General features: G+C 71.9%; 17 protein-coding genes and 1 riboswitch. Of the genes, 9 read left to right on the top strand and 8 right to left on the bottom strand.

Annotation, left to right across the window (positions count from 1 at the left end):
• Positions 1-147 precede the first annotated feature (147 nt).
• Entirely contained in the window at positions 148-1,089 is a 942-nt protein-coding gene (locus tag ACZ51D_RS03935; protein ID WP_465617710.1) for a DMT family transporter, read from the top strand.
• Positions 1,090-1,146: 57 nt separating this feature from the next.
• On the opposite strand, the gene ACZ51D_RS03930 is transcribed toward ACZ51D_RS03935, so the two are convergent.
• Positions 1,147-1,902: a TetR/AcrR family transcriptional regulator gene (locus tag ACZ51D_RS03930; RefSeq protein ID WP_465661108.1), complete on the bottom strand. Its 756-nt coding sequence runs from the start codon at positions 1,900-1,902 to the stop codon at positions 1,147-1,149.
• 189 nt (positions 1,903-2,091) lie between these two features.
• Between ACZ51D_RS03930 and ACZ51D_RS03925 the strand changes: the two genes are divergently transcribed.
• A complete protein-coding gene (locus tag ACZ51D_RS03925) occupies positions 2,092-2,685 on the top strand; it encodes an NADPH-dependent FMN reductase (protein WP_465661106.1) in 594 nt (197 codons plus the stop codon).
• A gap of 86 nt (positions 2,686-2,771) precedes the next feature.
• Here ACZ51D_RS03925 and ACZ51D_RS03920 read toward each other — a convergent pair whose 3' ends face one another.
• The 7 genes from ACZ51D_RS03920 to gcvT all read right to left on the bottom strand — a co-directional run bounded on the left by ACZ51D_RS03920 (position 2,772) and on the right by gcvT (position 10,865).
• Complete coding sequence (locus ACZ51D_RS03920; protein ID WP_465617715.1) at positions 2,772-3,458, bottom strand: hypothetical protein; 687 nt, start codon at positions 3,456-3,458, stop codon at positions 2,772-2,774.
• Positions 3,459-3,741: 283 nt separating this feature from the next.
• A complete protein-coding gene (locus tag ACZ51D_RS03915; protein WP_465661104.1) occupies positions 3,742-4,317 on the bottom strand; it encodes a hypothetical protein in 576 nt (191 codons plus the stop codon).
• A 41-nt stretch (positions 4,318-4,358) separates the two neighbouring features.
• On the bottom strand, positions 4,359-6,188 hold the full coding sequence (locus ACZ51D_RS03910) for a hypothetical protein (RefSeq protein WP_465661102.1): 1,830 nt from the start codon (positions 6,186-6,188) through the stop codon (positions 4,359-4,361).
• A 185-nt stretch (positions 6,189-6,373) separates the two neighbouring features.
• On the bottom strand, positions 6,374-7,741 hold the full coding sequence (locus ACZ51D_RS03905) for an L-serine ammonia-lyase (protein WP_465617721.1): 1,368 nt from the start codon (positions 7,739-7,741) through the stop codon (positions 6,374-6,376).
• A gap of 159 nt (positions 7,742-7,900) precedes the next feature.
• On the bottom strand, positions 7,901-9,169 hold the full coding sequence (gene glyA, locus ACZ51D_RS03900) for a serine hydroxymethyltransferase (protein WP_465617723.1): 1,269 nt from the start codon (positions 9,167-9,169) through the stop codon (positions 7,901-7,903).
• 84 nt (positions 9,170-9,253) lie between these two features.
• On the bottom strand, positions 9,254-9,631 hold the full coding sequence (gcvH, locus tag ACZ51D_RS03895) for a glycine cleavage system protein GcvH (RefSeq protein ID WP_360498743.1): 378 nt from the start codon (positions 9,629-9,631) through the stop codon (positions 9,254-9,256).
• 112 nt (positions 9,632-9,743) lie between these two features.
• Positions 9,744-10,865: a glycine cleavage system aminomethyltransferase GcvT gene (gene gcvT, locus ACZ51D_RS03890; protein ID WP_465661407.1), complete on the bottom strand. Its 1,122-nt coding sequence runs from the start codon at positions 10,863-10,865 to the stop codon at positions 9,744-9,746.
• Between the two features lie 230 nt (positions 10,866-11,095).
• Positions 11,096-11,208: riboswitch (glycine riboswitch) on the bottom strand.
• A gap of 231 nt (positions 11,209-11,439) precedes the next feature.
• On the opposite strand from gcvT, the gene ACZ51D_RS03885 reads away from it, so the two are divergent.
• From ACZ51D_RS03885 to ACZ51D_RS03855, 7 genes are all read left to right on the top strand, one after another.
• Positions 11,440-12,243: an enhanced serine sensitivity protein SseB C-terminal domain-containing protein gene (locus ACZ51D_RS03885; protein ID WP_360498745.1), complete on the top strand. Its 804-nt coding sequence runs from the start codon at positions 11,440-11,442 to the stop codon at positions 12,241-12,243.
• A 115-nt stretch (positions 12,244-12,358) separates the two neighbouring features.
• Positions 12,359-13,312 (top strand): enhanced serine sensitivity protein SseB C-terminal domain-containing protein, encoded by a 954-nt coding sequence (locus ACZ51D_RS03880; protein WP_465617725.1) that lies wholly within the window; start codon positions 12,359-12,361, stop codon positions 13,310-13,312.
• A gap of 503 nt (positions 13,313-13,815) precedes the next feature.
• The gene (locus tag ACZ51D_RS03875) at positions 13,816-14,805 is read left to right on the top strand and encodes an ABC transporter permease (protein ID WP_360498747.1); all 990 of its coding nucleotides are present in this window, start codon (positions 13,816-13,818) and stop codon (positions 14,803-14,805) included.
• A gap of 54 nt (positions 14,806-14,859) precedes the next feature.
• Complete coding sequence (locus ACZ51D_RS03870; RefSeq protein WP_360498749.1) at positions 14,860-16,626, top strand: ABC transporter substrate-binding protein; 1,767 nt, start codon at positions 14,860-14,862, stop codon at positions 16,624-16,626.
• A gap of 98 nt (positions 16,627-16,724) precedes the next feature.
• Entirely contained in the window at positions 16,725-17,735 is a 1,011-nt protein-coding gene (locus ACZ51D_RS03865) for an ABC transporter permease (protein ID WP_360498751.1), read from the top strand.
• The gene (locus tag ACZ51D_RS03860) at positions 17,732-18,802 is read left to right on the top strand and encodes an ABC transporter ATP-binding protein (protein WP_360498753.1); all 1,071 of its coding nucleotides are present in this window, start codon (positions 17,732-17,734) and stop codon (positions 18,800-18,802) included. The genes ACZ51D_RS03865 and ACZ51D_RS03860 overlap by 4 nt, the downstream gene beginning before the upstream one ends.
• Before the next feature lie 34 nt (positions 18,803-18,836).
• On the top strand, positions 18,837-19,880 hold the full coding sequence (locus ACZ51D_RS03855) for an ABC transporter ATP-binding protein (protein WP_360498755.1): 1,044 nt from the start codon (positions 18,837-18,839) through the stop codon (positions 19,878-19,880).
• The last annotated feature ends 199 nt before the right edge of the window (positions 19,881-20,079 follow it).

The raw sequence follows: 20,079 nt of genomic DNA, 5'->3' as shown, positions 1-20,079 counted from the left end.
CCGCTCAGCGCCTGACGGGCGCGCGCTCCGGTGGCTTGATCCCCCGCGACCCCGGCTCGGCCTGATGGCGGCCGCCGTGGGCTGATGGCGTGCGTCCGTTCTCGGAACCAGTTTCCCGATGGTCCTCGACGACGGAAGTTCACGACTGTGCCGAATCGCTTGTTCTCGCCTGCCCGTCCCCTGCCCACGGCTCTCCGTCGCGCCCGCCCCCGCGCGCTCGGCGGCCCGGTGCCGATCCTGCTCGCCGCCGTGCTCTGGGGCACGACCGGGACGGCGGCTTCGCTGGCTCCCGGGGGCGCCCCCGCGGCGGGGATCGGGGCTGCCGGGCTGGTGCTCGGCGGGCTGCTGCTGTTCCTGTCCGACCGCTCAGTCCGCACCCTGCCCCGGGCCTGCGGGCCGCGCGAGCGGTGGCAACTCGCGCTCGGCGCGGTCGCGGTGGCGGGGTACCCGGTCACCTTCTACCCGGCGGTGAGCCGGACCGGGGTGGCGGTGGCGACGGTGATCGCGCTGGGCAGCGCGCCGGTGTTCACCGGGCTGCTCGGGTGGCTCGCCGGGCAGGGGCGGCCGGGCGGGCGCTGGGCCGGGGCCACGGCGATGGCCGTCCTCGGGTGTGCGGTGCTGGTGCTGGGGCCCGAACTCGCCGGGGGCGGCGCTGCGGTGGACGGCCTCGGGGTGCTGCTGGCGGTGCTGGCCGGGCTCTCGTACGCCGTGTACTCGCTGGTCGGCGGGCGGCTGATCGCGGTGGGGCGCCCGTCCGGCGGGGTGATGGGGGCGATGTTCGGCGGGGCGGCGCTGCTGGTGCTGCCGGTGGTGGCCCTCGGGCCGGTGGGGTGGCTGCTCTCGGTGCGGGGCGCGGGGATCGTGCTGTACCTCGCCGTGGTCACCACCTGCCTCGCGTACCGGCTGTTCGGTCACGGCTTGCGGCACGCCACCGCGCAGACCGCCACGACGCTGACCCTCGCCGAGCCCGCCGTCGCCGCCGTGCTGGGCGTGGCGGCGCTGGGGGAGCGGCTGCCGGCCGTCTCCTGGTGCGGGCTCGCGGTGCTGGCCGGCGGGCTGGCCTTCCTCGCGCTCCCCGCCCGCCGGTAAGTGCACTGCCGCCGCACGGGAAGTCGGACCGGCCGACTTCCCGCGCGGCGGGGGCGGTCAGATGCCGAAGTGGGCGGTGATGCCGTCGAGGACGCAGTCGAGGCCGGTCTCGAACTGCCAGTCGGGGTCGTCCTTGCGGGTGGCCTCGTACAGGTAGCGCTCGTAGCTGGGGTAGCGGCCGGTGTTCATCAGCCAGGTCATCCGCGGGGCGAGGCCGGCCCGGGTCTGGTCGCCGTCGGACCAGCCGTGCTCCCGGCGGAGGTTCTCCAGGGCGACCTCGGCGGCGACCGAGCCGTGCACGTAGCCGCTGACGGCGCGGAACACCGCCATGGTGGTGTCGGCGTCCAGGCCGTGCCCGGCCAGGGCTGCGAACGCGCGCTCGGGGACGGCGAGTTGGTTGGGGGTGAGGGAGAACGGGGTGGCCGTCCGGACCGTCCACGGATGGGCCAGGGTCATCGCCCGGAGGTGGACGGCCAGCGAGCGCATGGCGTCCCGCCAGCCGTCGGCCGGGGTGTCCAGGGGGAGCCGGCCGTACACGAAGTCGACCATCAGCTCAATGAGTTCGTCCTTGCCGGAGACGTACCGGTAGGCGGCCATGGGGGCGACGCCGAGCTCTCCGGCCAGGCGGCGCATGGTGACGGCGTCCAGACCCTCGGCGTCGGCAATGGCGACCGCGGCCTCGGCGATCCGCTGCGGGGTCAGTGTGGTGCGCGGCGCGGGGGCCGGACGGGCGAGGCGCTCCCAGAGTGAGACCTGGGCCTTGTCGTCGCCGGCCGCGGGGGTGCCCCCGGCGGGTGCCTGCTGAGCGGGCATGGGGCGGGCTCCTTCCGACTGCGGTGTTCCTCACCGTATCACCCGGGCGTGTACGGCGTATCTGAAGCGTACGTCGTATCTACAGTGGACGGCATACGCGCCAATGTGTACGTTGTATCTGTCGGATACGCCGTACACATCGCCGTACGCGACATCGCGCCGTCCATCACATCCCGGAGGGGGACCCCCATGTCCACGGAGCAGAACCTGCAGATCGCGGTCATCGTCGGCAGCACCCGCGACGGCCGCTTCGGCCCGGTCGTCGCCGACTGGCTGCTCGGCCACCTCGACGCCCGCGGCGACGCGACCACCGACCTGGTCGATCTGGTGGAGACCCCGCTGCCGACCACCCTCCCGTCCTTCGGCGGCGAACCGTCGCCGGGCGACGCCGAGTTGCTGGCCGCCGTGTCGCCCCGGCTGGAGGCTGCCGACGCCTTCGTCATCGTCACGCCCGAGTACAACCACAGCTTCCCGGCCGCGCTGAAGAACGCCATCGACTGGCACAACCGGCAGTGGCACGGCAAGCCGATCGCCTTCGTCTCCTACGGCGGCCTCTCCGGCGGGCTCCGCGCCGTCGAGCAACTGCGGGTGGTCATGGCCGAGTTGAACGCGGCGACGATCCGCAACACGGTCAGCTTCCACGGCGCCGCCCACTGCTTCGACGCCGATGGCAAGGCCATCGACCCCGCCGCCGACGCCGCCGCCAAGACCATGCTCGACCAGCTCACCTGGTGGGCGCAGGCGCTGCGCACCGCCCGGCAGGCCCACCCGTTCGCGGCCTGAGCCGACCGGCGGCGGACGACGGTTCGGGGGTCAGGGTCGGCGGGGTCCGGGTCGGCGGACGGGGGGCCGGGCCTGGCGGGCGGGGGTCAGCCGGTGGCCGCCGGGCACTGGGCGGTGAAGCAGAAGCCGGTGAGCTCCGCGTCCCGGAGGGCCTGGAGGAGGGTGGGCCAGTCGCCCTCCGGGCCGGCCACGATGACCGAGTAGGCGACGCCGTCGGGGCCGACCAGGACGTGGTCGACCGCGCGTCGGACGGTGCCGGTCTCGGCGTGGTTGTAGGAGTACTCCAGCTCGGCGGTGCCGTTGGCGGTCTGCTCCAGCCGGAGACGGCGGTAGCCCGCGGACGCCTTGGTCTCCGCGAGGTTGGCGTCGATCGACTTGGCCTGCTCATAGGGGGACTGGGTGGTCATGGAGAACACCTGGACCAGGCTGGACTGGTTCGGGGTCTCGTAGAACGTGGAGCCGTTCTGCTCCCTCCGCTGCCACCCGTCCGGGACGAGGAGGGTGAACCCGTTCGGGTCCTGGACCCGGTTGAGGTGCAGCCCGGTGGGGGTCGGCGCGGGCGCCGGGGTGGTGGGCGTGGGCGAGGGCGTGGCGGAGGGTGACTCCGAGGCCGTGGGGGACGACGAGGGGGAGCCGGACGCCGTGACCGGTGGCGTGCCCGTCAGGGTCGCCGCGCCGGTCGGCTTGCTCCCGCCCTCGTGCCGCGTCAGCAGGTACCCGCCGCCGCCCGCGAGCACGCCGAGGAGCGCCCCGGCGAGGGCGGCCACCAGCACCCGCCGGGACCGCCGCGTTCCGGCGGACGGCGGGCGCCCCGGTCGAGGGGCGCGCGGTGTGATCAGCGGTGGTGCGATCAGCGGTGGTGCGACCGGAGGCGGCCCGACCGGAGGCGCGAAGGGCGGGGCCGTCGGCGGAGGGGGCGCAGGCGTGGCCGGGGGAGCCGCCGGAGGCGGAGGCGTGGCCGCCCTGCCCGCCGGCAGGTGGTCCACCCACTGCTGGCCGTCCTTGTCCCAGTACTTGCCCGTCATCCCTGCTCCCCCTGTGCTCCCCGGTCCCCGCTCAGTGCAGGAACTGCTCGATCGCCTCGACGACCGCCAGCGCCGAGGCGAGTCCGGAGACTACCGTGGTCGAGCTCCGCAGGAGGTCGCGGAGCCGTTCCAGCCGGGTGCGCGGGGCCGTGCCGGTCTGTTCGAGGGCCGTGCCGACGGCGTCCAGCTCCTGCTCCACCTCGGCCACGCCGTTGCCCTCGACCCGGGTGAACATCGGCAGGTGGCCCCGCAACTCGCGGACCGCCGCGAGCAGTTCACGGGCCGAGGCGTCGAGGCGGATCGAGGCGTCGACGGCCGTCGAGTCCTGACCGGTGGCGACCGCCCCGCCGGTCATCGCGCCGATCGAGACCCCGCCGGGCGCCGGGGCGGGCACCGTCAGACCGCGCAGGTCCGGCAGTGGGTCGGGCGCCCCGGCCCGCTGCGAGCGGTCCTCCGCCCGGGTGCCGGAGCCCGCGGCGACGGCCCCGCCGGTCATCGCGCCGATCGACACCCCACCGTTCGAGGCCCCATTGCTCGACACCCCGCCGCTCGCCGGTGCCGGGGGAGTGCTCTCCGCGTCCTGCGGCACGTCCTGCTCCTCGTTCATCGGAAATCTCAACTCCCTGTCAAGGACGCGAATCCGCGTCGTTAGGAGGGCTTCCCGCCGGACGGCGGAGCCGCCACTGCGCCCGACTGCGCCGTGCCCCCGTTGGTGGCGACGGCGCCGCCGCTCATCGAACCGATGTGGACCCCGCCCTCCATCACCTGGATCACGGTCTGCTCGAAGCGGTCGGTCTCGTACCCCGACCGCTCCAGCGCGACCCGCACGCCCTCGATGATCCGCTCCTCGATCGACTTCAAGTACCGTATGACGTCCAGCTCCTGGAAGATCGAGATGGTCGACGTGGTGGCGGCCTCGCGCAAGGAGACGACCGGGCGGGCGGCCACCACCAGCTGGTCGTCGTCATCCGTGCCGCCCGTGGCCCGGCGTCCGCCCGGGCGCAGCAGCGAGCGGAGCGCGGCCGGCCCGGCGGTGAACGCGGACATCGCCGGGCCGCGGCGTCCCGGTCGGGTGCCCTGCTGGGCCACCGCGTCCGCCAGCAGCTCGTAGTCACGCCGGACCGGCCCGAGCACGTGCGGGACGACCTCCACCATCAGCAGGTTCCCCTGGGTGTGCACCCGCAACTGCACCGTCAGCACCACCTGTTCGTCCCAGGCGCCGACCCGGACCCGCAGGAAGTGCCGGCGCCGTTCGCCGCCCTCGTCGACCGCCTCGGCGATGTGCCGGGCGATCTCCTCGGGCCCGCGCGGGACCTCGCCGCGCGCCGGGCCGTACGGGAGGTAGACGACGTGCTCGATCTCCAGGTCCCGCAGGCGGTCCAGGCTGGTGTCGGCGGCGGCCTGCCGCAAGGCGGCCAGGCGCGGGATGACCAGGTCGAGTACGGCCCGGGCGGTCAGGCCCTCCTCGGCGGCCGCCGGGGCGTCCTTGCGGCGCCTCAGCTCCAGGGTGAACCGCCAGACGCTGAACGGGAGTCCGGCGCCGAGGAAGGGATCGGCCGGATCGTAGACGACGAGCTGCGAGTACTGCTCGTCGGCGATGGCCCGCTGCAGCGCCGGGTAGCGCGGCCGGGCCGGCAGCCGGCGCGGATGCTTGGGGAAGTTCTCGCGGGTCAGCTCCCGGCGGAGGACCTGGGCGACGTGCAGGCGGTGCCAGCCCACTGTCGCGGCGAGCGCCAGCGGGAACAGCGTGCCCTGCCAGGCCCCCTCCTTCAGTGTGGCCAGCGCCAGTGCCCAGTAGAGGATCTGGGCGATCACGGCGAGGACGGAGAGGAGCCCGCCGGCGGCGCGCCGGGCCTCGGACGCCCGGGAGCCGCCGGGCGTGGTGGGGGCGGCTGGGGCGTAGAGCGCGTACTCCCGGACCTCCGCGGGCTTGGCGTACCAGGACAGCAGGCAGACCAGGGCGTACAGGACGGCGAAGGTCGCCGTGAACGGTGGCATGTAGTGCGAGAGCACGCCGAACACGGTGTCGGCCGCCGACTCCTGGCCGTACGGATCGTCGCCGTAGTACCCGCCGGTCAGTCCTTCCCCGTAGGACTTCCAGTCGGCGGCGGACGGTGGGTGCTGGAGCAGCGGCCAGTACTCGGTGCAGAAGAAGCCCAACCAGACCAAGGCGAGCACCGCGCCCGTGCGAGCCTCCAGTGCCCGGGCCCGGAGGGCGTGCGCCAGCACCGTGACCAGGTCGAAGCCCAGGGACGGCGGGACGGAGCGCTCGTCGTGCTCGACCAGTTCGGTGATGACACGCCGGCGGTAGTCCGGGTCGAGGTAGACCCCGGCGCAGAGCAGCCGGGTGGCCTCGGACCTCGCGTACGGCGATCCCGGCGATCCCGGTGTTCCCGACGATGTCGGCGGTGGCGCCGGCGGTGGCGGTGGAACGGACGGCGGCTCGGCGGGCCGCACCGGCCCGGGCTGGAAGGTCATCCGCCTCCCCCTCTGGCGTGAACCAACTCGCCGAGATTATGGACCTGCTGACGGTCCGTCGGCCAGTAAAAATGCGCAAGGGGAAGTGCGCGGTGAAACGCGCAGCGGGCATGCGAAGGCCCCCGGGTGGAGGGGGCTCCACCCGGGGGCCGGGGCGTCGTGACCGGCGCGCGGTCAGTGCCCGGTCAGCACTCGATGACGTTCACGGCGAGGCCGCCGCGCGAGGTCTCCTTGTACTTGATCTTCATGTCGGCCCCGGTCTCCTTCATCGTCTTGATCGCCTTGTCCAGCGAGACGTGGTGCCGGCCGTCGCCGCGCAGCGCCATCCGGGCCGCGGTGATGGCCTTGACCGACGCCATGCCGTTGCGCTCGATGCAGGGGATCTGGACCAGGCCGCCGACCGGGTCGCAGGTGAGGCCGAGGTTGTGCTCGATGCCGATCTCGGCGGCGTTCTCGACCTGCTCGGGGGTGCCGCCGAGGACCTCGGCGAGGCCGCCCGCGGCCATCGAGCAGGCGGAGCCGACCTCGCCCTGGCAGCCGACCTCGGCGCCGGAGATGGAGGCGTTCTCCTTGAACAGCATGCCGATGGCGCCGGCCGCGAGGAGGAAGCGGACGATGCCGTCGTCGTCGGCGCCCGGGATGAAGTTCAGGAAGTAGTGCAGGACGGCCGGGATGATCCCCGCCGCGCCGTTGGTCGGCGCGGTGACCACCCGGCGGCCGGAGGCGTTCTCCTCGTTGACCGCCATCGCGTAGAGGGTCACCCACTCCATCGCGTTGGCCGGCCCGATGCCCTCGGCGCGGAGCGTGCGCGCGGCAGCGGCGGCCCGGCGGCGGACCTTGAGGCCGCCCGGCAGGATGCCCTCGCGGGTCATGCCGGCCCGCACGCAGTCCTGCATCACGGACCAGATCTCCAGCAGCCCGGTGCGGATCTCCTCCTCGCTGCGCCAGGCCTTCTCGTTCTCCAGCATCAGGCCGGAGATGGAGAGCCCCGTCTCCCGGCTGAGCCGCAGCAGCTCGTCACCGGTGCGGAAGGGGTACTTCAGCACGGTGTCGTCCGGCTTGACCCGGTCGGCGCCGATCGCGTCCTCGTCGACGACGAAGCCGCCGCCGACCGAGTAGTAGGTCTTCTCCAGCAGGGTGGAGCCGTCGGCCGCGTACGCCCAGAGGGTCATGCCGTTGGCGTGGTAGGGCAGCGACCGGCGGCGGTGCAGCACGAGCTGGCTGTCGGGGTCGAAGTCGATGGAGTGCTCGCCGAGCAGGTGGAGCTTCTTCTCGGCGGTGATCCGCTCGACGTCCTTGTCGGCCTGGTCGACGTCGACGGTGCGGGGCGAGTTGTCCTCCAGGCCCAGCAGGACGGCCTTCGGGGTGCCGTGGCCGTGGCCGGTGGCACCCAGCGAGCCGTACAGCTCGGCACGCACGCCCGTCACCTGGGTCAGCAGGTCTTCGGACCGCAGTCGGCGGGCGAACATCCGGGCGGCGCGCATCGGGCCCACGGTGTGGGAGCTCGAGGGGCCGATGCCGATGGAGAAGAGGTCGAAGACGCTGATGGCCACGGGGGACGTCCTTGTCTGGTCTCGTGGAAGTACTTGCGGGCGGGGGGCCGACACGGCTCGGGGCACCGCGCGCACTTACCAGTGTGCGCGGTGCCCCGGAGCCCCAGGTGTCGCGGCGGGGTGAGGCCGGTCACCCGGCCCGGACGATCACCGAAGTGATCAGAGGTTCGGGTACAGCGGGTACTTCTCGGCCAGCGCGGTGACGCGGGCCTTCAGGGCGTCGGCGACGGTCTCGTCGAAGGCGGGCTTGAGCGCCTCGGCGATGATGTCGGCGACCTCGCGGAAGTCCTCGGCCTGGAAGCCGCGGGTGGCCAGGGCCGGGGTGCCGATACGCAGGCCCGAGGTGACCATCGGCGGGCGCGGGTCGTTCGGGATGGCGTTGCGGTTGACGGTGATGCCGACCTCGTGCAGGCGGTCCTCGGCCTGCTGGCCGTCGAGCTCGCTGTTGCGCAGGTCGACCAGGACCAGGTGCACGTCGGTGCCGCCGGACAGGACGGACGCGCCGGCCTCGGCGACGTCGGCCTGCAGCAGGCGCTCGGCCAGGATCCGGGCACCGTCCAGGGTGCGCTGCTGGCGCTCCTTGAACTCCTCCGAGGCCGCGACCTTGAAGGCGACCGCCTTGCCGGCGATCACGTGCTCGAGCGGGCCGCCCTGCTGGCCGGGGAAGACCGCGGAGTTGATCTTCTTCGCGTACTCGGCCTTGGACAGGATGACGCCGCCGCGCGGGCCGCCCAGGGTCTTGTGGGTGGTGGTGGTGACCACGTCCGCGTAGGGCACCGGGTTCGGGTGCAGCCCGGCGGCCACCAGGCCGGCGAAGTGCGCCATGTCCACCATGAGCAGCGCGCCGACCTCGTCGGCGACCCGGCGGAACTCGGCGAAGTCCAGCTGGCGCGGGTAGGCGGACCAGCCGGCGATGATCAGCTTCGGCTGGTGCTCCTTGGCGAGGCGCTCGACCTCGGCCATGTCGACCTGGCCGGTCTTCTCGTCGACGTGGTACGCGACCACGTTGTAGAGCTTGCCGGAGAAGTTGATCTTCATGCCGTGGGTCAGGTGACCGCCGTGGGCCAGGTCCAGGCCCAGGATGGTGTCGCCCGGCTGGATCAGCGCGAACATCGCGGCGGCGTTGGCCTGCGCGCCCGAGTGCGGCTGCACGTTGGCGTGCTCGGCGCCGAACAGGGCCTTGATGCGGTCGATCGCGATCTGCTCGACCACGTCGACGTGCTCGCAGCCGCCGTAGTAGCGACGGCCGGGGTAGCCCTCGGCGTACTTGTTGGTGAGCACCGAGCCCTGGGCCTCCATGACCGCCACCGGGGCGAAGTTCTCGGAGGCGATCATCTCCAGGGTGGTCTGCTGGCGGTGCAGCTCGGCGTCGACCGCGGCGGCGATCTCCGGGTCGAGGGCGTGCAGGGACTGGTTGAGAACCGTCATGGTGTGGTCTTCCCGGGGAGGAGAGCGGAGGGACGGCGGGGGAGGGCGGGCCGCCGTGCTGCGGCCCGCCCGATCACGAGCGGGTCAGCTGCTGTGGGTGAGCGCGTCGTACTCGTCCGCGCTGAGCAGCTCGTCGGTGGACTCCACGCGCACCTTGAACAGCCAGCCACCCTCGAAGGGGGCGCTGTTGACCAGGCCGTTGTCGTCCAGGACGTCCTGGTTGACCTCGACGACCTCGCCGGTCACCGGGGAGTACAGGTCGCTGACCGACTTGGTGGACTCCAGCTCGCCACAGGTCTCGCCGGCGGTCACGGCGTCGCCGACGGCCGGCAGCTGCACGTAGACGATGTCACCGAGCGCGTCGGCGGCGTGCTTGGTGATGCCGATGGTGGAGACACCGTCCTCAGCGGCGGTGAGCCACTCGTGCTCCTTGGTGTACTGCAGGTGCTGGGGGTTGCTCATGGCGTCATTCTCCAGGATGGGAAGCGGGTACGGCGAAGCGGGCCGCCGCGTGGACGGCTTCGACGTGCGGGTATGGGGAAAGGCGGGTGTCGGCGGGGCGCTCGGCGGGCGCTCAGCGGGCGCGCTTGTAGAACGGCAGCGCCACGACCCGGACCGGCTCGTGCTTGCCGCGCACGTCCACCGCGACGGTGGTGCCGGGGGCGGCGTGGGCCGCGTCGACGTAGGCCATCGCGATCGGCTGTCCCAGCGTCGGGGACGGCGCGCCGGAGGTGATCCGGCCGATCGGGGCGCCGTCGGCGGAGACCACGGTGTACTCGGCGCGCGGGACGCGCTTGCCCTCGGAGAGCAGGCCGACCAGCACCCGAGGCGGGTTGGCCTCGGCCGCGGCGGCGGCCTGCTCCAGCGCCTTGCGGCCGACGAAGGCGCCCTCGTTGGTGGTCTTGTCGAAGCGGACGACGCGGCCCAGGCCGGCGTCGAACGGGGTGAGGTCGGTGGACAGCTCGTGCCCGTACAGCGGCATGCCCGCCTCCAGGCGCAGCGTGTCGCGGCAGGAAAGGCCGCACGCGACCAGGCCGCGGCCCTCGCCGGCGGCGGTCAGCGCCTGCCAGATCTCCTCGGCGTCGACCGGGTGGCAGAAGATCTCGAAGCCGTCCTCGCCGGTGTAGCCGGTGCGGGCCAGCAGCACCTCGCGGCCGGCCACGTGGGCCGGGAGGATCGCGTAGTACTTGAGGCCGGGCAGGTCGGCGTCGGTGGTCTCGGCCAGGATCGCGGTGGACTCCGGGCCCTGGACGGCGATCAGCGCGTAGGTGTCGCGGTCGTCGGTGACGACGGCGTCGAAGCCCTTGGCGCGGGCGATCAGCTCGTCGAGGACCAGCTGGGCGTTCGAGGCGTTGGCGACGACCAGGAAGGCGTCCTCGCGCAGGCGGTAGACGATCAGGTCGTCCAGGATGCCGCCGTCCTCGGCGCAGATCATGGTGTAGCGGGCGCGCAGCTCACCCAGCGCGGAGACGAAGCCGACCAGCGCGTGGTCCAGCATCTCGCCGGCCTGCGGACCGGTGACGGTGATCTCGCCCATGTGGGAGAGGTCGAACAGGCCGGCCTTGGTGCGGACGGCGAGGTGCTCCTCGCGCTCGCTGCCGTAGCGCAGCGGCATGTCCCAGCCGGCGAAGTCGGTCATGGTCGCGCCGAGGGCGCGGTGCAGCGCGTCGAGCGCGGTCAGGCGGAGGGACGACATGGCCAGGAACTCCTCGGTCGGGGCACTCATGGGTGCACGCGCCGGACCGGACCCTCTCGGGGGCCGACCCTGCGCGCGGGCATGCGGCGGCGTGGGTCTCCCCATCTGTCGTCGAACCTGAGAGCTTCACCGCCCGCCGGCCCGCAGCTGTTTCCAGCATCCAGGACAGCATGGCGGCTTGCACCGTGGGTGGGCGCGCGACAGGGCCGCGCGCCGCTTTCCAGATGTGCCTAACCCGTGCGGTAGGGGGGCCTGAGAGATTCCGGGGAGGACTTGCTCCTTCGGCGCCGGCTGTGCCACTCACTCACTGGTGCGGCACTCCGGGCTCTCCCGCGCGGGTTCGAGCGGCCGGTATGGAGTTGTGGGGCCCGCGGCGCATGCCGTCGGACGCGCACATCATGGCACGTCCCGGACGAGGAAGGGAGAGGGGACCCGGTCACACGGTGAGAGGGGAGCCGGTCACACGACTAGGGGGGAGCCGGTCACACGACACAGAGGCGAACACGAGCCCTAGACTGCTCCGCGTCGGCGCAGCAGAGGGCGGCCGACCGGCAGAGGGCGGAATCGGCGGCGCATGGGGTACCCGGTGGAGCAGCAGCAGGGGTGGGGCGGCCCGGAGGGGGCGCCGGCGGGCGGCACGTGGCCGGCCAACGAGCTGGAGCAGGTGCTGACCGCGGCCCTGGGCGACCCGGGCGCGACGCCGCGGGTGATCGAGGTGCTGGCCCGCAGCCAGGTGTGGGTGCCGCTGCCCGGCGGGGCCGACCCGCAGGGGCAGTCGCTGGACCTGCCGACCATCGAACTGGGCGGCGACCCGTACGTACCGGTGTTCTCCTCGCAGGAGGTGTTCCTGCAGCAGGCGCCGGGGATGGCCTTCGCGATCGCGCCGGTCTGGGAGTTCGCCCGCGGGCTGCCGCTGGGCGTGGGCATCGCGGTGAACCCGGACGCGGCGGTGGGCATCCCGGTGCCGCCGCAGGGCGTGGCCGAGCTGCGCCGCGGTCCGCGCCAGGACCGGTGGGAGGCCGCCGAGGACCCGGCGGCGCCTACCGGCGGCCGGGTGGCGCTGCGCGAGCCGGTGCCGGGCGAGGACCCGGAGCACTTCCTGGCCGCCTGCCGGGCCGAACTGTCGGCCCTTCCCGGGGTGTTGACCGCCCGCCGGGCGCTGGCCAGCATCGAGGGCGAGCCGACCGTGATGTTCGTGGGCGTCCAGTTGGATCCGGCGGCCCCGGCCGACCCGGCCGCGGTGAACGACGCGCTCGGCCGAGCGCTGGGAACCGCGCCGCTGCCGGGCGGCGTCCACCTCGTACTGCTCGACCTCGCCGACGACCCGGTGGTCGAGTGGCTGCTCACCCGGGTCATGCCTTTCTACACGCGGGTGTGAGCGGGGTTCGTATCCAAGGCACGTCGCCGTGGCGGTGGCCGGTGCCGCGCCATAGGGTGCGTGCAGACGGCCGACGGCCGGTGGTTCGAGGAAAGAGGCGCGGCGAGGTGGGCGCATGAGTGCGGGAACGGGAGCGGGCGGGGTGCCGGGGCCCTGGGGCCAGGCACCGGCCGGGCGCCCGGGAGCGGATCCCGGCGTGTTGGAGCACGCCCTGCGCGAGGTCGCGCCGGAGCGCTACGACGCGTACGAGCGCCTGCTGCACGCGCTGGCGGACGGCCGGGTCTGGATGCTGCTCTGGCACGGCACGCCGGGCAGTCCTGACGCGCAGTACGGGAACATGGAGATCAGCGGCCACGGCTACGCGCCGGCCGTCACCTCGCCCGAGCAGCTGGCCGCCTCCGGCTGGGGGCGGGCCCACGAGGTCGTCTCCGGCCGGGAGATCGCCGGCTCGCTGTACCGCACCCGCTGGGGCCTGTGGCTGAACCCGCACGCGCCCGGCGGCGGCGTCGGCGTGCCCTGGGCCGACCTGCGGCGGGTCGCCGCGGGCCTGGACCGGCTGCCGGCCGGTCCGCTGAAGCTGAGCGAGCCGCAGGTCAACGCCCAGCCGTTCTTCGCGCTGCTGGAGCGGCAGGCCGGCGAGGTGCGCGCGGTCCGGGCGCTGCGCCGGGCGTGGGTGCAGCCGGCGGTGGGGGAGCCGTACCTGGCGATCGGCCTGGACCTGTACGAGAGTTCGCCGCCCGCGGTGGAGGCGGTGCGCGCGCTGATGCAGCGGGCGATCGCGGTGGCCCCGGAGGGGCTCGCGGTGTCCACGGTGGCGATGTCGGACGAGTACGACCCGGTGGCGCTGTGGATGCGCGCCAACGCGCGGCCGTTCTTCGACCGGGAGGCCGGCCGCCCGGCGACCGGTCCGTACCCGCCGGTGCCGCCGCCCGCGTACCCGGGGCAGTCGATGTCGGGGCAGCCGACGCCGGGATGGGCCTACGGCACGCAGCCGCCCGCGCAGGGCTGGCAGCAGCAGCCCCAGCCCCAACAGCCGCAGCGGCCGTGGCCCGGCTACCCCGGGCGCTGATTGCCGAACCCGGTCCTGCCGAACCCGGTCCTTCAGGGCCCGTTCCCGCCGTAAATCCCGGGCCGTGAGGCCGAAGCCGAAGCCGACTTGATTGTCCGTCAAGTCGGCTTCGATGCTTTCCGGACGAATTTCCGAATTGCGCCGTCCGGCCATCTTGACATGCATGTTACAGACGTGTGAAGAGGGATATGCCGAAGGCCCGGGAGATGCATGCCTGCAGATCACAGTTGGGCATCTGTCGGTTGTCAGGTCTGGCGTAAGCCAGTTCGGATGGCAGAGAGTTCTGCGCAACGCACCGCGCGTACTGGAACCCCACAAAGGTGAGCGCGCACGCCGACCCGTTCGACCACGCGACGCCCATCCCGCGTGGTGGCAGTGCCTGTGCACGACGCACTGCCGCGCCCACCCGCTTCTACGCACCTCCGCACGTCCGCAGCCGCACCGCCGAAGCCGGCGCCCGGCACCCGTGGGCCGGCCACCGTCGGCGAGGGGACCAACTGACCATGACCGCATCCGTCACAACCGCCGGGAACGAGCCGGAGGCACCCGCCGCCGCGAGCCCGGCCAAGAAGATCGAGGGCCGCTCCCTCGGCCAGATCGCCTGGACCCGCTTCAAGCGGGACAAGGCCGCCGTCGCCGGCGGCGTCGTGGTGATCCTGCTGATCCTGCTCGCCGTGCTGGCCAAGCCGATCGAGTCGATGTTCGGGCTCGACCCGGACGCCCTCCACCAGGACCTGCTGGACGCCGACCTCGGCGGCCTGCCGCTCGGCGACTGGGGCGGCATGAGCGGGTCCCACCCGCTCGGCGTCGACCCGCTGCAGGGCCGCGACCTGCTGACCCGCGTGATCGAGGGCTCCTGGGTCTCCCTGCTGGTCGCCTTCGGCGCGACCGTGCTGTCCAACACCATCGGCACCGTGCTCGGCATCATGGCCGGCTACTACGGCGGCTGGGTGGACACCCTGATCAGCCGTGTGATGGACGTTTTCCTGGCGTTCCCGCTGCTGCTCTTCGCGATCGCGATCTCGACCTCGCTGCAGGGCGGTGCGTTCGGCCTGCACGGCCTGCCGCTGCACATCCTGGTGCTGATCTTCGTGATCGGCTTCTTCAACTGGCCCTACATGGGCCGGATCGTGCGCGGCCAGACCCTCTCGCTGCGCGAGCGGGAGTTCGTCCACGCGGCCCGCAGCCTGGGCGCCCGGGGCCCGTTCATCCTGTTCAAGGAGCTGCTGCCCAACCTGGTCGGTCCGATCCTGGTCTACTCGACCCTGCTGATCCCGACCAACATCCTCTTCGAGGCCGGGCTGAGCTTCCTCGGTGTCGGCATCCAGCCTCCGCAGGCCTCCTGGGGCGGGATGCTCCAGGACGCGATCCGGTACTACCAGGTGGACCCCCAGTACATGGTGGTCCCCGGTGTGGCGATCTTCCTTACCGTGCTCGCCTTCAACCTGCTCGGCGACGGGCTGCGCGACGCCCTCGATCCCAAGAGCAACTGACCCTGCGTCAGGACCCTCCACCTTTTCCACATCCTCAAGGGGTTGATCTCACCCATGCGTAGGTCCCGTACCGTCGCCCTGACCGCGGCGGCTGCCGCCGCGGTCCTGGTTGTCACCGGCTGTTCCAGCTCGTCGAAGAGCGGCGACTCGTCCTCCTCGTCCTCCGCCTCGGGCGGCGGCGGAGCCAACGCGGCCACCAAGAACATCGTCAACGCCTCGGACAAGAAGGGCGGGACGGTCACCTTCGAGATGAAGGGCACCCCGGACTCGCTCGACCCGGGCAACACGTACTACGCGTACATCTACAACTTCTCGCGCCTGTACGCCCGTCCGCTGACCACGTTCAACCCGGCCGCCGGCGAGGAGGGCAACAAGCTCGTCCCGGACCTCGCCGAGTCGATGGGCCAGCCCAGCGCGGACGGCCTGACCTGGACGTACAAGCTGCGTGCGGGCCTGAAGTACGACGACGGCACCGCGATCAGCTCGAAGGACGTCAAGTACGCCGTCGAGCGCTCCAACTTCGCGCCGGACGTGAACTCCAACGGCCCGACCTACTTCCACGACCTGCTGGTCGACAACGACACGCCGTACGCGGGTCCGTACAAGGACAAGACCGGCGACCTGAAGTCGATCGAGACGCCGGACGACAGCACGATCGTCTTCCACCTGAAGCACCCGTTCGCGGACTTCGACTACCTGGTGAGCGCCCCGCAGACCGCGCCGGTCCCGCAGGCCAAGGACACCGGTGCCGACTACGTCAAGCACATCGTGTCCTCGGGCTCCTTCAAGTTCGAGTCCTACGAGGACGGCAAGCAGGCCACCCTGGTGCCGAACACCAACTGGGACAAGAGCACGGACCCGATCCGGAAGCAGCTGCCGGACAAGATCCAGCTCAAGATGAACATCGACCAGGCCACCATCGACAAGGACCTGCTGGCCGGCAACGCCCAGGTCGACCTGGTGGGTGGCGGCGTCGACCCGCAGACCCAGGCGCAGATCCTGCAGAACCCGAAGCTCAAGGCCAGCACCGACAACGCCTACGGCGGCCGCCTGGTCTACCTGGCGATCAACTCCAAGGTCGCGCCGTTCGACAACGTCGACTGCCGCAAGGCCGTCCAGTTCGCGATCGACAAGGTCTCGGTGCAGACCGCCGAGGGCGGCCCGATCCGCGGCCAGATCGCCAACACGGTGCTCCCGCCGGACATCCCGGGCCACCAGGACTTCAACCAGTTCGAGACCAAGGACAACAAGGGTGACGAGGCCAAGGCCAAGGACGCCCTGAAGGCCTGCGGCAAGGACAGCATCAACACCGTCATCTCCGCCCGCACCGAGCGCGCCACCGAGGTCGCCGCCGCGACCTCGATCCAGGCCGCGCTGAAGAAGGTCGGCATCAACGCCGAGATCCAGCAGTACCCGCAGGGCAAGTACCTGACCGACAGCGCCGGTGCCCCGCAGTTCACCCAGGACCACAACATCGGCCTGATGATGATGCAGTGGGGTGCCGACTGGCCGACCGGCTACGGCTTCCTGCAGCAGATCGTCGACGGCCGCGCGATCAAGGCCTCCGGCAACAGCAACCTGTCCCAGCTGAACGACCCGGCGGTCAACCAGCTGATCGACGACGCCGCCGTCAACCCGGACAAGGCCGCCCGCGAGAAGATCTACGGCGACATCGACAAGAAGGTCATGGACCAGGCGGTCATCGTCCCGCTGACCTACTTCAAGGTCTTCCTGTACCGCCCGGACAACGCCACCAACATGGCCTCCAACCCGGCGTTCTCGGGTGAGTACGACTCCCTGAACATCGGCACCACCAAGTAAGAGCCTGGCTCCGCATCCCTGAAGGCAGGTGAAGGCAGCGGCGCCCGCCGTCGTCCGGAAGACCCCGGACGACGGCGGGCCGCCGGAGCCGCCCAACTGTGTTTGCCTACATCATCCGCAGGATCTTCTCGGCGGTGCTGCTGCTGCTGGTCGTCAGCGCGGTCACCTTCGCGATCTTCTTCCTGCTCCCGCGCGTCGCCGGCGAAACGGCCGACCAGCTGGCCGCCCAGTACATCGGGAAGAACCCCTCACCCGAGGCGATCGCCGCAGTCAAGCAGAACCTCGGCCTCGACAAGCCGCTGTACGCCCAGTACTGGGACTTCCTCAGGGGCCTGGTCAGCGGCGCCGAGTACAAGTTCGGGCCGGAGCCGGCCACCTGCCACGTGCCCTGCTTCGGCTACTCCTTCAAGAACCACCTGGAGGTCTGGCCCGAGCTGTCCAAGCGGATCCCGGTCACCATCTCGCTGGCCGCCGGCGCGGCCGTGCTCTGGCTGGTCTCCGGCGTCGCCACCGGCGTCGTCTCCGCCCTCAAGCCGAAGTCGATCTTCGACCGGCTCTCCATGGGCATCGCCCTCGCCGGCGTCTCGCTGCCGGTCTTCTTCACCGGCGCGCTGCTGCTCACGCTGTTCAGCTACGAGTGGCCGATCCTGGACAACCTGCAGTACGTCGACTTCACCGACAACCCGCTGATGTGGGCCCGCAACCTGATCCTCCCCTGGATCTCGCTGGCCTTCCTCTACTCCGCGCTCTACGCCCGGCTCACCCGCGCCGGAATGCTGGAGACCATGAGCGAGGACTACATCCGCACCGCCCGGGCCAAGGGCCTGGTCGAGCGCAAGGTCGTCACCCGGCACGGGCTGCGCGCCGCGCTCACCCCGATCGTCACCATCTTCGGCATGGACCTCGGGCTGCTGCTCGGCGGTGCGCTGATCACCGAGCAGGTCTTCTCGCTCCAGGGCGTCGGCCAGTTCGCCGTCCAGGCGATCTCCGACAACGACCTGCCCAAGATCCTCGGCGTCACCCTGCTCGCCGCCTTCTTCATCGTCGCCTGCAACCTCGTGGTCGACCTCCTGTACGCCCTCGTCGACCCCCGGGTGAGGCTCTCGTGACCGAGCTCCAGAAGACCACGGAAGCCACTGCGCAGGCCCCGACCGGTGACCCCTTCCTCTCCGTGCGCGACCTGCGGATCCACTTCGACACCGACGACGGCCTGGTCCGCTCGGTGGACGGGGTCAGCTTCGACCTGCACAAGGGCCGCACCCTCGGCATCGTCGGCGAGTCCGGCTCCGGGAAGTCCGTCACCTCGCTCGGCATCATGGGCCTGCACCGCTCCAAGCGGGCCCGGATCAGCGGCGAGATCCGGCTCAACGGCGAGGACCTGATCGCCGCCGGCCCGGACCGGGTGCGCCAACTGCGCGGCCGCGAAATGGCGATGATCTTCCAGGACCCGCTGACCGCGATGCACCCCTACTACACGGTGGGGCAGCAGATCGTCGAGGCCTACCGGGTCCACCACCCCGAGGCGAACAAGAAGCAGGCCCGGGCCCGCGCGATCGAGATGCTCGACCGGGTCGGCATCCCGCAGCCCGACCGCCGGATCGACGACTACCCGCACCAGTTCTCCGGCGGCATGCGCCAGCGCGCGATGATCGCCATGTCCCTGGTCAACGACCCCTCGCTGCTGATCGCCGACGAGCCCACCACCGCCCTGGACGTCACCGTCCAGGCGCAGATCCTGGACCTCATCCGCGACCTCCAGGACGAGTTCGGCTCCGCCGTCATCATCATCACCCACGACCTCGGAGTGGTCGCCGAACTGGCCGACGACATCCTGGTCATGTACGGCGGCAAGTGCGTCGAGCGCGGACCGGCCGAGACCCTCTTCGACGCGCCCGAACACCCCTACACCTGGGGCCTGCTGGGCTCGATGCCGCGCCTGGACCGGGAACTGCAGGACCGGCTCGTCCCGGTCAAGGGCACCCCGCCCAGCCTGATCAACGTGCCGACGGGCTGCGCCTTCCACCCGCGCTGCCCGTACGCCGCCCTGACCGAGGGACGCTCCACCAGCGAGCTCCCGGTGCTGGCCGAGGCCGTACCCGGGCACTTCGCGGCCTGCCACCTGCCGGCCGACGAGCGGCACCGCATCTTCGCCGAAGAGATCGCGCCCCGGCTGTGAGCCCGGCCTCGTACCACCTTTCTGGAGAGAACCGATGACGGACACCCAGGCGGCCTCGATCCCCGCACCGGCACCCGCACCCGACCGCGAGCCGCTGCTGAAGGTGACCGGCCTGACCCGGCACTTCCCGATCCGCAGCGGGCTGATGCGGCGCCAGACCGGCGCGGTCCGGGCCGTCGACGGCATCGACTTCACCGTCAACGCCGGCGAGACGCTCGGTGTCGTCGGCGAGTCCGGCTGCGGCAAGTCGACCATGGGCCGACTGGTCACCCGGCTCGACGAACCGACCGGCGGGACGATCGAGTTCGAGGGCACCGACATCACCCACCTGAGCGTCGGGGCGATGCGGCCGCTGCGCCGCGACATCCAGATGATCTTCCAGGACCCGTACTCCTCGCTGAACCCCCGGCACACCGTCGGCACCATCGTCGGCGCGCCGTTCAAGCTGCAGAACGCGGTGCCCGAGGGCGGGCTCAAGAAGGCCGTCCAGGAACTGCTGGAGCTGTGCGGCCTCAGCCCCGAGCACTACAACCGCTACCCGCACGAGTTCTCCGGCGGCCAGCGCCAGCGCATCGGCATCGCCCGGGCACTCGCGCTGCGGCCGAAGATGATCATCGCGGACGAGCCGGTCTCGGCGCTGGACGTGTCGATCCAGGCCCAGGTGGTCAACCTGCTGGACGACCTCCAGAAGGAGCTCGGCCTGACCTACCTGATCATCGCGCACGACCTCTCGGTGGTCCGGCACGTCTCGGACCGGGTCGCGGTGATGTACCTCGGCAAGGTCGTCGAGATCGCCGACCGGGACTCGCTCTACCGCACCCCGATGCACCCGTACACCAACGCGCTGATGTCCGCCGTGCCCGTCCCCGACCCGCGCCGCCGCCAGCGCGGCGGCCGCGACCGGATCCTGCTCACCGGCGACGTCCCCTCCCCGATCAACCCGCCCAGCGGCTGCCGCTTCCGCACCCGCTGCTGGAAGGCCCAGGACATCTGCTCCACCCAGGAGCCGCCGCTGACGGCGCTGAAGACCGGGCACCAGGTGGCCTGCCACTTCCCCGAGAACGGCGAGGGGAGCTAAGGCGCAGCCCCGAGAACGGCGAGGGGAGCTAAGGCGCAGCCCCGAGAACGGCGAGGGGAACTAAGGCGCAGCCCCGAGAACACGCCGTCGGGCGCCGCGGACGCGGGCTCCGAGCAGGCCTGAGCCACCGACGACGAAGTCCGCCCGCCCCGGCCGATCGGGGCGGGCGGATTTCGTCACCGGTGCGGGGGCATCCCGG

It is taken from the genome of Kitasatospora sp. NPDC033851 (assembly GCF_055576085.1).
This window is presented reverse-complemented; position numbering and strand designations above follow the sequence as displayed.